Raw genomic sequence first — 14,997 nt, forward strand, 5'->3', positions numbered from 1 at the left:
TACTTTCTTACTAAAATTTGATAAAAAACTAAGATAGAATCCCTGAGTTATTCACCGAATTTTGAACAATTATGATATGATAAAATAAATCAGGTGAATTTTGTTACATCGAACTCACTTTATTTACTATCTTTTATCTTCCTTTATTGATGCTCGATATTTTTTTACAACCTGAATATCTTTAGTAACCGAATCATAATCAATATTAGGATGTTTTATAGCATTATCAATATTGATTCCTTTAATTGTCGTTATTTGAACTTGTCTTCCATCTTTATAATAATTAAGAGTGGTGATGATTTCATACTTTTCGTTGTTTTTTTGAATATGTTTTGTTTCATCAAGCGTATTACAGGATGATAATGCTAAAACTGTTGCAATCAGAATTATGATTATTTTTTTCATTATTGTATCTAGTTTAGAATTCTCTACATCATCTTTATAATAACCTACTTACGATGATTTTGCTCTATTTAGTTTTACATATTCTTTTAATTCTTCAATAAAAAAACCGAAATCTTCTTTGGTAAGCAGTCTAAAAGGAATTTTTATAGTTTGTTCAACGTTTTTAGAATCTGTAAAGGAGATAAATACATTTTTTGTGTTTTTTTGTAATTTGGTAATCTGATTGTGTTTAATGAATTTTTTGGAACCAAGTGGTCCAAATTTTAATTCCAAATATTCTGGATAGAATTTTATCGGTTGCAAATTGTATTGTAAGATTCCGGCGATTACCGAGAATGTTGCCGATCCAAGAAAAAAATCATAAGGTATAATTAAATATGAGATTACTTTTACAGCAGCCAAAAGAAAAAATTGATAGGCTAATTTTGGGTTGATATCGTATGTTGTAGTAGGTTTCATAATTTTAAATTATTGATCTAATTGTTTTAGAAATTTTTCTTCTTCTATTGTATTTAAATGTTTGCGTGCGCCAAAAGCTCCTATAAATCCAATAGGTAAAAAAGGAATACATCCTATAAAAAATAATATGCAACCTAGTTTTTGAGTATTAGTAATAATGAGTAGTAATCCCATGATGTTTAGTACTAGAAATTGTACGCATATCCATAGTATAAGTATAGAATGGCTATCGAGCCAAAATATAATTGTGTAAAAAATATGGATACATAATCCAGTAACCATAAGTGGGTTGATTGGTTTCATTTGCATTGTATATATAATGCAAAGATGATGCGCAAAGCATATGAATATTACACTGTTTTCAGTGAAACAGTTTTCCTAGTTTTCTGAGGTGGTAAAAGTTTTAGTAGTAATGTGTTAAATTATTTTTTCTGAAGCAATGCCATATAAAACCCGTCATATCCGGATTGATGCGAAAGTACTTTCTTATCTTTGATTAAAGTGAAATCATTTCCTGTTTCTTTAGAAAGGAAATTCTTTACCTGCTTCTGGTTCTCAGAGGGTAAAATAGAACAGGTCGCATATACCAATTTTCCTCCGGGTTTTACCATTTTAGCATAATTCTCAAGTATTTCGGCTTGTGTATGTCTGATTTTATCTAAAAATTCTGGTTGTAATTTCCATTTGGCATCAGGATTTCGTCGCAAGACTCCTAAACCACTACAAGGAGCATCGATAAGAACGCGATCTGCTTTACCATGTAATTTTTTGATATCTTTTGTGCTTTCGATAACTCGGGTTTCGATATTGTGCGCACCATCTCTACGAGCTCTTCTTTTAAGCTCTTTAAGTTTATTACCATAAATATCCATAGCAATAACCTGTCCTTTATTTTGCATTAATGCTGCTAAATGAAGGCTTTTTCCACCTGCACCTGCACAGGTATCTACAACACGTTGCCCTGGCTGTACTTCTAGAAAATCGGCTACCAACTGAGAAGAAGCATCTTGTACTTCGAATAATCCATTTTTGAATGCTTCTGTGGTAAAGACATTGGTTCTTTCGGTAAGCCTAAGTGCGTCTGGATATCCTTTAATAAATTCGGTATCGATCTTTTCGTCTTCTAGCAGACTTCTAAGTTTTTCTCTTGATGTTTTTAAAGTATTTGCACGCAGAATTACAGGAGCCTGCTCATTAAGTGCACTAATTTCTTTATCCCACAGTTTACCCAGTTCCTGTTCTCCTAATTGATCCATCCAATCGGGAATAGATTCTTTAAATTTTCTTATTTTACTTAATTCATCAAAACGTCCTTTGATACGACGAGTAGGTGTAGGAGCAATTTGTTTCCAATCGGGTAAGGAAATCCCTCTTAGTGTAGCCCATACCGCAAAAACCCTCCATAGATTCTCTCTAGAGAAAGGTTCTTTTACTTCAGCTATTTCGATATATAGGCGTTTCCATCGTACAATTTCATATACGGTCTCTGCAATAAAACTACGATCACGTGATCCCCATCTTTTGTCTCGTTTCAGTAATTTCTGAACCACTTTATCTGCATAGCTTCCTTCATTAAATATTTCGTGTAATCCATCTATAACAGCAAAGACAAGATTTCTATGTAAACGCATTGTATTATTTTTTAAGGTGTGCAAAGGTAGACCTTTGTGATCAAATACTATTATATTTGACTATAATTATTGATATCAGAACCTATGAAACTAATCTATACCTTATTATTTGTTTTGACTTTTGTTTTTTGCACTACAGAAGAGAAAGTGGTTGCTCATCATTTTTCTAAAGTTGAAATAGAAACTATTTTGAAAGATTCTGTAAGTATACGAGCCTTAGCTATATATAACGATACTTTGATCGGTTTTGGTTATAATAAAGGGTACGGTTTTATAAATCTTGCTACAGAAAAGAGGACTATTATCGAGTTTTCTGAGGCTGATACTATAGAAAAAAAGAAAAACTGGATTGCAGAACAGCGTGCTGTTGGTTTTACGGATAAGTCGTTTTTTAGCCTGGGAGTAAGTTCTCCTGCGCGATTAAGGAAAATAGATAGAAAGAGCAAAAAGGAGAAAATAGTATATACCGAAATGCACGAAAAAGCGTTCTATGATGCAATTGCATTTTGGAATACTAACGAAGGAATCGCAATGGGAGACCCTACAGATACGTGTTTGTCTATACTTATTACAAGAGATGGGGGAGACACCTGGAAAAAAGTTTCTTGTAATGATCTACCTGAGACTTTTGTTGGAGAAGCAGCATTTGCTGCTAGTAATGGAAACATTGCAATTGTAGGAGATAAGACGTGGATAGCTACAGGAGGAATGAAGTCTAGAGTGTTTTTCTCTCCTGATAAAGGAAAAACATGGGAGGTTTATGATACTCCTATGATTCAGGGAAAAGAAACTACGGGAGCGTATTCTGTTGATTTTTATGACGAGAATAACGGTGTCATTTATGGAGGAGATTATACAGCTCCAGAAGGTAATGAGGCAAATAAGGCGATTACAAAAGATGGAGGAAAAACCTGGGGATTAGTATCAGATGGCAGTGGAGCAGGGTATAAGAGTTGCATACGATATATACCTAATGGTGGTGGTAAAGAAATGGTAGCTGTTGGATTTACAGGAATATCGATTTCTAATGATCTGGGAAAAAGTTGGAAAGAATTAAGTAAAGAAGGTTTTTATACGGTAAGATTTATAAATGATAGTATTGCAATAGCCGCAGGTAAAGGAAGAATCGCCAAACTGGTTTTTAAATAAAAAAGAGGTTTATAACAACCTCTTTTTCTGTTTTATTACAATGGTATTAGTGCCTTTTTCTTCGTTCCTTAATTCTTGCCAACATACGTTTATGAAAATCTGCTTCTGCTTTTATGAGTTTTAGAATTTTCTTACTCGACATGACTTTCTTTAAATCGACGATTAATTTTTTTCGGGATTGCGATTTCTGTTCTTCTACCTCCATAAAACTATCTATAGCATCTTCGGCTTGTTTATCACTTAAACCGTTAGGATTATCGTTGGCTTCTTTTATACTCCTAATTAATTTACGCTCTCGGCGTCTAAGTTTTCCAACGGTCTCTTCATGTGCATTATAAACGGGCCAGAATTGTTGTGCTTCTTTACTGGTTAAATCTAATTTTTCAGTAATATATGCGATTTTAAATGCCTTTATTTTTTCTCTTGACCCATGTTGAGCAAAAGCACCTATAGAAAAACAGGTAAAGCAAATAAGTAAAACTATCTTTTTCATGTGTTTATTTTATTGTTTTAGGGGTCACGTGGAATCTTTGGCGATTAAAAGAATTATAGATTGATGTTTTAATCATTATTTTAATCGAGTCGGTTTCATGTGTTTATTTTATTCTGTAAATATAATATCATCATCTAAATCCTCTTCTGATAGATATTCTAATAAAGTTTCATCATCGATTATTTCTTTTTCGAATGTTTCCGAATATGTAATATCATCATCTAATAGCGCTGCTATTTCTGTAGTACTTAATTCAACATCTTCTTCATTAAAATAAGCATGTATGTCTGCAACTTCAATAGAATCGAAATTTATTTTTGATTCTTTTGGTATGGATATAGATATGATAATAGCAATCATTGCGGCAATACCAGAGAAGTATAAAATATTCCTTCTGGTTCGTAATGAGATAAGTTTCCCTTTGGGTTTATCATCATCAATTTTTTGCAATATAGTATCTTCCAGAGTAGTAAAATAGTCTTCGGGAACTTTAAAACCCGAATCCATTTTGGGGCTCAGTTGGTTATCGGTATCAGAAGCTATTTTTTCAAAAAGTTTACTTTCTAAACTTTCAAAATATCCTTCTGGTACTTTAAAACCGTCATTGTTTTTATGTGATTTATCTTTTTTCACTGATAGTAAGACTTTTTTAGTATAAAAAGGTTTAATCTTTTTTTAAAAATTCTTCAATTTTTTTTGAAGCTAGATGGTATGATGCTTTTAATGCTCCTTCACTGGTTTCTAGAATTTCTGACATCTCCCGATATTTTAGTTCCTGAAAATATTTCATATTAAAAACCTGTTGTTGTTTTTGTGGTAGGGTGGCTATTGCCTTTTGCAACATTAGTTGTATCTGATCTCCTTCATAATATACATCTGCTTCGAGATTCTGAATTAATTGTAAACTTAACTCTTCATTGCTAATATTATATTTTTTAGCTTTTTGATTAAGAAAAGTAATAGACTCATTTGTCGCTATGCGATATAACCATGAGTATAATTTACTATCTCCTTTAAATTTTTTTATATTCTTATATACTTTAATAAACACATTCTGTAATATATCATCTGTGTCATCATGATTTTTTACCATATTCCTGATATGCCAATAAAGCCGCTGTTGATATATAGCAACAAGCTTACCAAAAGCGATATTGATATGCTCTTCTGATTGTAAGGCAATGAGTAGGTCTTGTTCTTCCTGAGTGTTCAAAAGTAAAATTAGTTTTATTGAAAAGATCAATTATTTGATCTTACATACTACTATATGACTAATGTACATAAAAAAGGTTTAATTGAGATACTATATATTTTTGTAGGAATTTGTAGGAATAAATGTTAAAATAAATGATTATTTGCTTTTTTTACGGATAAAAAGCACTTTTTGTTTGGTAATCTGAAAATAATTACTATCTTTACAGTGTAATTAATAATTGAGTTCTTTCATTTCCCCCAAGATGAAAGTTTTTATAAAAGTGAGTTTTAATTTTAGAGTAAGCCCCTAAATTAAGATGATTTGTGTGAAGAGAAAGAGTGCGAAAGCACTCTTTTTTATGTTCTATACTTTTTTATTTCAAAATAGGTAAAATTTATATTTGTAAGTAAAAGATTACAAAAATGTAATTATTGATAACTTTTTAAAGTTAAAAAGCGTAATTATTAGATAAAATACATTTTTTATTTGGTAAATTAAAAATAATTACTATCTTTACAGTGTAATAATGATTGAGTTCTTTCATTTCCCCCAAGATGAAAGTTTTTATAAAAGTGAGTTTTAATTTTAGAGTAAGCCCCTAAATTAAGATGATTTGTGTGAAGAGAAAGAGTGCGAAAGCACTCTTTTTTTCTGTTTTATATTTTTTGTTATACATTAACAAATGTAGGTTAAATACTACAAAATTAACACATTTGTTTATTTAACAATGTTAAAAAGCACTATTATTAGATAAAATGCATTTTTTATTTGGTAGATTAAAAATAATTACTATCTTTACAGTGTAATAATGATTGAGTTCTTTCATTTCCCCCAAGATGAAAGTTTTTATAAAAGTGAGTTTTAATTTTAGAATAAGCCCCTAAATTAAGATGATTTGTGTGAAGAGAAAGAGTGCGAAAGCACTCTTTTTTATGTTTCATATTTTCGATAACCTTTACTTAAAGGAAATTTGTTGTTTATTTAATGAATAATATTGTAGGTTTTATACTACAAAAAACTATTGCAATTTTTAATTTATGCTGATAAAAAGTGTTTTTTATAGATAAAATTCAATTTTTATTTGTGTGTACCGGATTTTTGTATTATATTTACATCATAATTTAAGAAAGTTAGTCTTTCCATCCCCCCCAAGATGGAAGATATTAATAAGAGTGAGTTTTAATTTTAGAATAAGCCCCTAAATTAAGATGATTTGTGTGAAGAAAAAGAGTGCGAAAGCACTCTTTTTTATTTATATAGTAGCTATTATCGAGGGTTTACCTATTCTAATGATTGCATATTAACCAACTTTTGATAAATACCATCTTTAGAGATAAGCTCATCATGTGTTCCTAGTTCAACAATTTTTCCTTTTTGCATTACAACGATTAAATCTGAATTTTGTATTGTAGATAGCCTATGAGCAATTACAATACTTGTTCTATTTCTCATCATGTTCTCTAATGCAGATTGTACCAAACGTTCACTTTCGGTATCTAAAGCAGAAGTTGCTTCATCCAAAATCATGATCGGAGGATTTTTTAGTACTGCACGCGCTATAGATAACCGTTGCTTTTGTCCGCCACTAATTTTATTACCGCTATCTCCTATATTGGTTTCAATACCAGCCGGTAAATCTTTTACAAATTCCCAGGCATTAGCAATTTTTAAGGCTTTTATAATTTCTTCATCAGATGCAGTTGGATCTCCAACCAGTAAATTATTTTTTATAGACTCGTTAAATAAAATAGAATCCTGGGTAACCAATCCCATTAAATCTCTTAGGGAGTGTTTGGTGAGGTCTTTGATATCTACACCGTCTATTTTTATGTTTCCTTTATTTACATCATAAAAACGAGTAACCAGATTGGCGATAGTAGATTTACCACTACCAGACTGACCAACCAGTGCAACAGAACTACCTTTAGGTACTTGTAACGAAAAATCATTTAGCACATACTCATCTTCATATTTAAAAGATATATTCTCTAGAGTAATATCAGTGGTAAACTCTTTTTTCTCTTTTGCATCAGGGTGATCTTGTAGAGGAGAGGTTGTGTTTAATATTTCGAGTACACGTTCTGCTGCTGCATTACCTCTTTTTACTCCATAACTCGCCTTAGAAATGGCTTTTGCTGGCGTAAGAATATTATAGGCAAGGCCCATATATACAATAAAAAGACCTGGATCCAAAGATTTTTCGACCAGTACCATTTGTCCTCCATACCATAATAAAATAGAAATAACGGTTATACCCAAAAATTCACTTGTTGGAGACGCTAGGTTTTGCCTGTTTAGTAGCGTATTAGAGAAATTATAGAAACGTGAAGTAGACTCCTGGAACTTTTTCCCAAATATTTTTTCAGCATTAAACCCTTTAATTACTTTTAAGCCACCAAGAGTTTCTTCAACAATAGAAAGAAAAAATCCTTGTTCCTGTTGTACTTTATCAGAGTGTTTTTTTAATTTCTTTCCAATTAAGGAAATCAAAAACCCCGATATCGGAATAAAAATAAAGACAAATATTGTCAATTTTAGACTTATCAATAACATTGTCAATATCGTAAATAGAATCATCAGAGGCTCTCTTACGATAAGTTCTAATATAGATAAGAAGGAATGTTGTATTTCTAAAACATCTGTAGATATTCTGGCCATAGTATCTCCTTTTCTTTTTTCTGAAAAATAGGACAGCGGTAATTCTACTGTTTTTTTGTATAATTCATTACGTACATCCTTTAAAACACCATTTCTTAGGAATGTAATAAAATACATTGCCAGATAATTAAAAATATTCTTAAGAAAGAACATGCTAATCACAAGGACAACCATAAAAATTAGAACGTCTTCATTACCTTCATCGGCTTTTTGTGTTACAAAGTAATTAAGGTAATCTTCACCATATTCCTTAGCTTTTAATATGCCTTCCCATTTTGGTTTAACCCTAATCCTTTCAGTTTTGTCAAAAAGAACCTTTAACATAGGAAATAAAGACACCATAGATAGTGTTCCGAAAAGGGCATAAAAAATATTAGAAATTATATTTAATATAGCATATACTTTATAGGGTTTCGCAAAGCGAAGAATTTGTTTAAAATAATTCATTAAAAATATACTGAACAGCTATCACTGTTGTTTAAGTTAATTGTAAGTCTTTTTTGATGGCTTCAATTTTACCATCCAATTGTTGTTGCACAGCAGTAAAGTCGGCACTTGTATGAAGTGATTCCTGTACACTGATATAAAATTTTATCTTCGGTTCTGTACCACTTGGTCTGGCAGCAATTTTACTTCCCGCTTCGGTATAGAATATTAAAACATTTGATTTTGGGATATCGATATTGTGTTCTGTATGATCCTGAACGTTTTTGGCAATACCCGTTTGATAGTCCTCGATCAGTACTACTTTTTCTTCATTAAGAGATTCTGGAGGGTTATTTCTTAAATCCACCATAGTTTGCTTAATCTCTGCAGCACCATCGATTCCTTTTTTTACTAATGAAACCAAATGCTCCTTATAAAAACCATGTTTCGTATATAAATCTAATAAAGTACTATAAAAAGAACTACCATTCGCTTTCGCAAAAGCAACAATCTCACAAGCGAGTAGGGTAGACGTTACTGCATCTTTATCTCTAACAAAATCACCAACCATAAATCCAAAACTTTCTTCGCCACCACCAATAAAGTGTTGCTCGGGGAAATCTTTGATTAATTTGGCAATCCATTTAAAACCGGTTAATACTTCTTTGTATTCTACACCGTAGGCTTGAGCCAGACTTTGCATCATCGGAGTAGATACTATGGTAGATGCAATAAATTCATTACCAGTAAACCCTTGTTTTTTATAGTTTTCTAACAAAAACCAGGTCATTACAATCATGGTCTGATTTCCGTTAAGTAATTGTAATTCCCCCTGGTCATTACGTACGGCTATTCCTAATCGATCACAATCGGGATCAGTACCAATTACAATATCTGCATCAACTTGTGCAGCGAGCTTCATTGCCATAGTTAAGGCTTCTGGTTCTTCTGGATTAGGAGATTTTACAGTAGGAAAATTACCATCGGGTTCTGCTTGTTCTTGTACAATATGTACATTTTTGTATCCTGCTTTTTCGAGAGTTTCGGGTACAGCAGTAATAGAAGTACCGTGTAAAGAAGTAAAAACAATTGTTGTATTGTCTTTTGCTTCCCGGGTAGCTGCAAAACTTCCATTTTTTACACTTTGTTCAATAAAAACAGTATCAATCTCCTGATCTATTTTTTGAATAAGACTGGGATTGGTATCAAATTGAATATCTGAATATTTTAATGCGTTTATTTCTGAAATAATCTCACCATCCTGCGGTGGAACTAATTGTCCGCCATCCTGCCAGTATACTTTATAGCCATTATATTCTGGCGGATTATGACTTGCAGTAAGTACAATACCGCAATGACATCCTAATTCTCGTACGGCAAAAGATAATTCTGGAGTAGGGCGAAGGCTAGAGAATAAATAGACTTTAACTCCATTAGCAGAAAATACATCTGCGACTACTTGCGCAAGTGTATCACTATTATGTCTACAATCATAAGCGATTACCGCTTTTGGCTGTTCTCCAGCAAATTGCTTAATCAGATAATTACTTAATCCTTGTGTGCTTTTTCCTAAGGTGTATTTATTGATTCGATTGGTTCCCACACCCATGATACCACGCATACCTCCGGTACCAAATTCGAGGTCTTTATAAAAACTCTCTTTTAATTCTTCTGAATTGTTATCCTGTAGATTTTTAATTTCTTTTTGTGTGGCGGTATCAAAAACCGGAGTTAACCATTCGTCAACTCTTAGGTTTATAACAGAATCTGTGATTTGCATGCTTGTGATTTTAGTGCAAAAATACTATTTAATTTTGGTAAAAAAGTTTCGAAATACGCATAAACTGCTTCGATATGTAATTCATCTTGATTTTTTATGTCTGCAAGATGAATTGAGTATATTAAGAACTCATCTTGACTTTTTGATTTTAAGCGAAAATTAGGAGTTTTTCGTTCTGTTGAAGGCTTTTTTGAATTGCATAGCAGGGCTACGGAAGGAAAAAAAGACGAAAACAGGGCTAAAAACAGCAATTTTTCAGCAAATTGAAAAAGTTAAGATGGGTTCTAAAGATGTATCTTTTCTGCAATGCTATATCGCTCTTTACTTCGTTTACTGGTTAGGATAATTTCGCCTAAGAATCCTGCCAGAAAGAACTGAGTCCCCAGGATCATAGAGGTTAACGCTACATAAAACTCGGGGCGTTGTGCGATGAGTCTCCCTTTGGTTTCTATAAAAAGTTTATCGATTCCCAGGTATAACGAAAAACAGAACCCTATAATAAAAAGTAAGGTACCGATAAGGCCAAAAAAGTGCATGGGTCTTTTGCCAAAACGCGACATAAACCAAATGGTGATTAAATCTAGGAAACCGTTTATAAAACGACTCATCCCAAATTTGGTTTTACCATATTTTCGAGCCTGGTGTAGCACTACTTTCTCACCGATTTTGGCAAAACCTGCATTTTTGGCAAGTACAGGGATGTATCTGTGCATCTCGCCATGTACATCTATATTTTTTATTACGATATTTTTATACGCCTTTAGTCCACAGTTAAAATCATGTAATTTAACACCAGATGTTTTTCTGGCCGCAGCATTAAATAATTTTGAAGGTAGATTTTTGGCAATAACAGAATCGTATCGTTTCTTTTTCCACCCGGAAATAAGATCATATCCTTCTTTGGTGATCATATCATACAATTCTGGGATTTCTTCTGGATTGTCCTGTAAATCAGCATCCATAGTGATCACTACATCACCATGTGCTTCTTTGAATCCCGAGTGTAGTGCCTGGGATTTGCCAAAGTTTTTTAAGAAACGAATTCCTTTTACATTCAAATCTTTTGTGGATAACGCAGAGATGGTATCCCACGATCCATCGGTACTACCGTCATCGATAAAGATAATTTCATAAGAAAAAGAATTGGATTGCATAACTTTTGCAATCCAATTGTATAATTCGTTAAGTGATTCCTGCTCATTAAGCAGTGGTATGACCACAGATATATTCATATATTAATATAAGTCTTGTTTCTTTAGCTATTATACAAAAAGCATGAATGTTCAAATATAATGAAATGTTGTTAGTTGTAGTATTTATTTACTATAATCATAATAATTTAGAAAGAAATTCCTTTTTATTAAGTTTAGTATAGATATAAAATAATTTAATTATAAATCTTTTTTCTTAGTTAATATGAGTCCAGCAATTAAAACGAAAATAGAGTTAAATAATACCTTGTCTATTAAATCAAATGTAATTCGAAAATAAATAGAATTAAACATTTGAGAAAATGCTAGTTTTTCATGTAGCTCTTCGGGAGTTATGCTAGGGTTGCGCCTAATTATTCCATCTCGACCGGTTTTCATTATTTTATTGGCTAAATCGGGTTCTATCACTGTTTCTTTTATAACTAACCAAATTATAGATATAATGGCTGATATTAGGGCTATTCCCATACCAATTTTTAAAGCGCTTTTTAGTTTTAAAAAACCATTGTTAGCATATTTATATACTCCATACATTATTATACCAAATCGAACACTTATATCAAGAGTAGTATGAACCCAGTTTCTGCTTATGGTATTATCAGTAGAGTACATCATGATGCCATAAGCTACATATATCAATCCTAGAATTGTTCCATATTTGATGATATGTTTTCTAGCAGAAATAGTTTTGGTTTCCATTTGTTACTAATTTATAGTTTCTTATAAATTTTGCTTTTTATGCATGATCGCTCCTCCTATTAAAGCGGGAATGAACCCAAATAATAAATTAGAAATTAATCCAAATGCTGAGATCATATAGGAGCTGCTGAATTTTTCGGATGTTTTCATGTTTCGATGTATTTCCTCTGGAGAAATATCTGGATCACGCCTAATCATTTTTTCTCGAGTAGCTTCTACTAATTGATTAAGCATATCAGGTTCTATTATATTCATTAAGAGAAAATACCAAATATATGTTATCATACTACCTATTAAAATAATACCTATACCTAATTTTAGAGCTTCCTTCAATTTCAAAAAACTATTATTAGCAGATTTATAAGCGTATATTCCATAAAGAATAACGCTAAAAAGTATTGTTAAGCTTACTATAATAAATGACCAATGTGTATCAATTATGTTATCAGTTAGATAAAGAATGACATTATGTATAATAGACAGAATACCAAAAATTACTCCATATTTAATGATATATTTTTTAGTAGAAATAGCGTTGGTTTCCATTGGTTATTGTAATTTATGGTTTGTTATAAGTTTTGCTTTTTATGCATGATCGCTCCTCCTATTAGGGAAATTATAAATCCTAATAACAATCTCCAGAATAACCCGATTGTATTAACTATATATGGAGAACTAAATTTTTTCGAAAATTCTATGGTTTCGTTTACTTTTTCAGGAGACATTTCTGGATTATTTAGAATCATCTTCTCTCGTTGAGTATCGAGTATTTGGTTGAATAAATTTGGTTCTATAACGTTAGATAGTAAAACATTCCATACGATCGTTATTATCCCTCCTATTAGAGAAATACCTAAACCTATTTTTAAAGCCTTTCCTAATTTTAAAAAGTCATTATTATTTGATTTGTAGCTGTATAATCCATAAATAATGATGCAAAAGGGTATAGCAATATTTATTGTTACATGGATCCAATGTTCACTAGTAATATTATTGGTCAGGTAAAGAAAGACGTTGTATATGACAAATGTAATCCCCAAAATTACTCCATATTTAATGATATATTTTTTAGTGGAAATAGTTTTGTTTTCCATTTGTTACTAATTTATAGTTTGTTATAAATTTTGTTTTTTGTGCATAATTGCTCCTCCTACTAAAGAAATAACGAACGCTTCTAGTATGCTCCAAATTAATACAAGTGCTGAAGTTATGTAAATAGAATTGATTTTTTTTGCGCTAATCATAGTTTCATGAATTTCTTCTGGAGACATATCTGGATTTTGATCTATCATCTTTTTTCGATTTGTGTCAAGTATTTCGGTCATCATTTCAGGTTCAATTACATTCATTAAAATGATTCTCCAAATGATAGCTATTATCGCCCCTATTAATGCAATTCCAACACCTATTTTTATGGCCTCGTTTAATTTTAAAAAACCATTATTTGAAGATTTGTAAACATATATTGCTAAAATGATTATACCAATATGTATAGATAATTCAAACAAGGAAAGCTTCCAGTTACTAGTGTTTACGTTATCGGTTAAATAACGAATAACCCCATAAATAGCCCATATAAAACCCAGAATTACTCCATATTTGATGATATGTTTTTTAGCAGAAATATCGTTGGTTTCCATTGGTTATTGTAATTTATGGTCTGTTATAAGTTTTTCTTTTTGTGCATAATAGCTCCTGCGATTAAGGAAATTATAAATCCTAAAGATAAATGTAAAAGAAGAACAGTAGGAATGTATATATATGGGGAAAGCGCTGTTTCAGGAAACTCCATAACTTTGTGCACTTCCTCAGGAGATATATTTGGGTCTTTTAGAAAAATATTTTCTCTGGAGTCATTGAAACGTTGATTCATCAACCCAGGTTCTATTACATACAATAAAAAAAAGGTCCATATGCAGAATGTCATTCCACCAATTAAGGAAATACTCATACCTATTTTTAAAGCTTTCTTCAATTTCAAAAAACCATTGTTTTTAGATTTGTATTCGTATATTCCACAAATAACTGGAATACTATGTATGAGAAATTCTATACTACCATCCCATATAGAAAGGTTAAAAATATTGCTGGTCATATAACGAACAACATTTAATATAATCCATGCAATACAAATAATTATTCCATATTTGATGATGTATTTTTTAGTGGAAATATTGTTACTTCTCATTATTGATTGTTGCATTATGATTTTTTTTCTCATGATTGCTCCTCCAATCAAGGATATAACAAATCCAAATAATAAGTTTGAAACTAATGATGTCACAGAATTTATATAGTAAGAATTAATTGTTTTCATTGAAACTATGTTTTTTCCAATTTCTTCTTGAGACATATTAGGGTTATTGCCAATCATTCTTTTGTATTGTGCATCAACTATTTGGTTTGTCATTTCGGGTTCTATTATATTCCTGAATAAAATGATATAAACAATAAGTGTTAAAGCGCCAATTATGGCAATAGAAACACCAATTTTTATCGCTTTTCCTAATTCTAAAAAGCCTTTATTTGTTACTTTGTATCTATATATTCCAGAAGTAATTATGCAAATGAGTATCATTAAATCTATCATTCCTTCTATTAGACTTATATAGATTGCATTATCAGTTGTATATAGAATGAAGTTATATATAATGGATATAATTCCAAGAGCTATTCCATATTTGATAATAATATTTTTGCTAGAAATATTGTTACTTCTCATTATTGATTTCTATATAGAAAATGATTGTTTAAATATAATAAAATACTATAAGAGATGAAGGTGGGTAAATGTATTAAAAATATCTCATTGATTTTGTAAGTTAACTTTTAAAAGCTTGAATAAAAAGAATCAAAGAGTTTAAAATTTAGTTTTGTGCTTAGCCAAATAT

The 14,997-nt window shown here is 31.2% G+C and carries 16 protein-coding genes; 1 reads left to right on the plus strand and 15 read right to left on the minus strand.

The window, feature by feature from the left end; translation table 11 throughout:
- Positions 1-126: 126 nt before the first annotated feature.
- The 4 genes from DK441_RS20425 to DK441_RS20440 all read right to left on the minus strand — a co-directional run bounded on the left by DK441_RS20425 (position 127) and on the right by DK441_RS20440 (position 2,495).
- Positions 127-405, minus strand: a complete 279-nt coding sequence (locus DK441_RS20425) for a membrane lipoprotein lipid attachment site-containing protein (RefSeq protein WP_109852326.1) — start codon at positions 403-405, stop codon at positions 127-129.
- Positions 406-453: 48 nt separating this feature from the next.
- A complete protein-coding gene (locus tag DK441_RS20430) occupies positions 454-864 on the minus strand; it encodes a hypothetical protein (RefSeq protein WP_109852327.1) in 411 nt (136 codons plus the stop codon).
- Between the two features lie 9 nt (positions 865-873).
- Positions 874-1,038, minus strand: coding sequence for a hypothetical protein (locus DK441_RS26765; protein WP_160112199.1), 165 nt, complete (start codon positions 1,036-1,038; stop codon positions 874-876).
- A gap of 248 nt (positions 1,039-1,286) precedes the next feature.
- Entirely contained in the window at positions 1,287-2,495 is a 1,209-nt protein-coding gene (locus tag DK441_RS20440; RefSeq protein ID WP_109852329.1) for an RsmB/NOP family class I SAM-dependent RNA methyltransferase, read from the minus strand.
- An 84-nt stretch (positions 2,496-2,579) separates the two neighbouring features.
- Between DK441_RS20440 and DK441_RS20445 the strand changes: the two genes are divergently transcribed.
- Positions 2,580-3,644, plus strand: coding sequence for an oxidoreductase (locus tag DK441_RS20445; protein ID WP_109852330.1), 1,065 nt, complete (start codon positions 2,580-2,582; stop codon positions 3,642-3,644).
- Between the two features lie 46 nt (positions 3,645-3,690).
- On the opposite strand, the gene DK441_RS20450 is transcribed toward DK441_RS20445, so the two are convergent.
- The 11 genes from DK441_RS20450 to DK441_RS20505 form a co-directional block, all read right to left on the minus strand.
- On the minus strand, positions 3,691-4,137 hold the full coding sequence (locus DK441_RS20450; RefSeq protein WP_109852331.1) for a sensor of ECF-type sigma factor: 447 nt from the start codon (positions 4,135-4,137) through the stop codon (positions 3,691-3,693).
- A gap of 108 nt (positions 4,138-4,245) precedes the next feature.
- Positions 4,246-4,770 (minus strand): hypothetical protein, encoded by a 525-nt coding sequence (locus tag DK441_RS20455; RefSeq protein WP_109852332.1) that lies wholly within the window; start codon positions 4,768-4,770, stop codon positions 4,246-4,248.
- A 31-nt stretch (positions 4,771-4,801) separates the two neighbouring features.
- Positions 4,802-5,350: an RNA polymerase sigma factor gene (locus tag DK441_RS20460; RefSeq protein ID WP_074410127.1), complete on the minus strand. Its 549-nt coding sequence runs from the start codon at positions 5,348-5,350 to the stop codon at positions 4,802-4,804.
- A 1,263-nt stretch (positions 5,351-6,613) separates the two neighbouring features.
- Positions 6,614-8,437, minus strand: a complete 1,824-nt coding sequence (locus tag DK441_RS20465; protein WP_109852333.1) for an ABC transporter ATP-binding protein — start codon at positions 8,435-8,437, stop codon at positions 6,614-6,616.
- 31 nt (positions 8,438-8,468) lie between these two features.
- Entirely contained in the window at positions 8,469-10,196 is a 1,728-nt protein-coding gene (locus DK441_RS20470) for a phospho-sugar mutase (RefSeq protein WP_109852334.1), read from the minus strand.
- Between the two features lie 284 nt (positions 10,197-10,480).
- Positions 10,481-11,428 carry a glycosyltransferase family 2 protein gene (locus tag DK441_RS20480; RefSeq protein ID WP_109852336.1) on the minus strand — a complete coding sequence of 316 codons (948 nt, stop codon included), beginning with the start codon at positions 11,426-11,428 and terminating at the stop codon, positions 10,481-10,483.
- 159 nt (positions 11,429-11,587) lie between these two features.
- A complete protein-coding gene (locus DK441_RS20485; RefSeq protein WP_109852337.1) occupies positions 11,588-12,106 on the minus strand; it encodes a DUF4199 family protein in 519 nt (172 codons plus the stop codon).
- A 21-nt stretch (positions 12,107-12,127) separates the two neighbouring features.
- The gene (locus tag DK441_RS20490) at positions 12,128-12,652 is read right to left on the minus strand and encodes a DUF4199 domain-containing protein (RefSeq protein WP_109852338.1); all 525 of its coding nucleotides are present in this window, start codon (positions 12,650-12,652) and stop codon (positions 12,128-12,130) included.
- 23 nt (positions 12,653-12,675) lie between these two features.
- Positions 12,676-13,200, minus strand: coding sequence for a DUF4199 domain-containing protein (locus DK441_RS20495; RefSeq protein ID WP_109852339.1), 525 nt, complete (start codon positions 13,198-13,200; stop codon positions 12,676-12,678).
- 21 nt (positions 13,201-13,221) lie between these two features.
- Positions 13,222-13,746, minus strand: a complete 525-nt coding sequence (locus DK441_RS20500; RefSeq protein WP_109852340.1) for a DUF4199 family protein — start codon at positions 13,744-13,746, stop codon at positions 13,222-13,224.
- Between the two features lie 23 nt (positions 13,747-13,769).
- Positions 13,770-14,828, minus strand: a complete 1,059-nt coding sequence (locus tag DK441_RS20505) for a DUF4199 domain-containing protein (protein ID WP_109852341.1) — start codon at positions 14,826-14,828, stop codon at positions 13,770-13,772.
- Positions 14,829-14,997: the final 169 nt, after the last annotated feature.

This window comes from Aquimarina sp. AU58, assembly GCF_900312745.1.
Taxonomy (GTDB): Bacteria; Bacteroidota; Bacteroidia; order Flavobacteriales; family Flavobacteriaceae; genus Aquimarina; species Aquimarina spinulae.

Bases quoted from the DNA above. Each gene is read 5' to 3' on its own strand.
- DK441_RS20485 (WP_109852337.1), bottom strand. From the start codon at position 12,106: ATGGAAACCAAAACTATTTCTGCTAGAAAACATATCATCAAATATGGA.
- DK441_RS20445 (WP_109852330.1), top strand. From the start codon at position 2,580: ATGAAACTAATCTATACCTTATTATTTGTTTTGACTTTTGTTTTTTGC.
- DK441_RS20450 (WP_109852331.1), bottom strand. From the start codon at position 4,137: ATGAAAAAGATAGTTTTACTTATTTGCTTTACCTGTTTTTCTATAGGT.
- DK441_RS20480 (WP_109852336.1), bottom strand. From the start codon at position 11,428: ATGAATATATCTGTGGTCATACCACTGCTTAATGAGCAGGAATCACTT.
- DK441_RS20495 (WP_109852339.1), bottom strand. From the start codon at position 13,200: ATGGAAAACAAAACTATTTCCACTAAAAAATATATCATTAAATATGGA.
- DK441_RS20505 (WP_109852341.1), bottom strand. From the start codon at position 14,828: ATGAGAAGTAACAATATTTCTAGCAAAAATATTATTATCAAATATGGA.
- DK441_RS20465 (WP_109852333.1), bottom strand. From the start codon at position 8,437: ATGAATTATTTTAAACAAATTCTTCGCTTTGCGAAACCCTATAAAGTA.
- DK441_RS20430 (WP_109852327.1), bottom strand. From the start codon at position 864: ATGAAACCTACTACAACATACGATATCAACCCAAAATTAGCCTATCAA.
- DK441_RS20500 (WP_109852340.1), bottom strand. From the start codon at position 13,746: ATGGAAACCAACGATATTTCTGCTAAAAAACATATCATCAAATATGGA.
- DK441_RS26765 (WP_160112199.1), bottom strand. From the start codon at position 1,038: ATGGGATTACTACTCATTATTACTAATACTCAAAAACTAGGTTGCATA.
- DK441_RS20440 (WP_109852329.1), bottom strand. From the start codon at position 2,495: ATGCGTTTACATAGAAATCTTGTCTTTGCTGTTATAGATGGATTACAC.
- DK441_RS20490 (WP_109852338.1), bottom strand. From the start codon at position 12,652: ATGGAAACCAACGCTATTTCTACTAAAAAATATATCATTAAATATGGA.
- DK441_RS20470 (WP_109852334.1), bottom strand. From the start codon at position 10,196: ATGCAAATCACAGATTCTGTTATAAACCTAAGAGTTGACGAATGGTTA.
- DK441_RS20425 (WP_109852326.1), bottom strand. From the start codon at position 405: ATGAAAAAAATAATCATAATTCTGATTGCAACAGTTTTAGCATTATCA.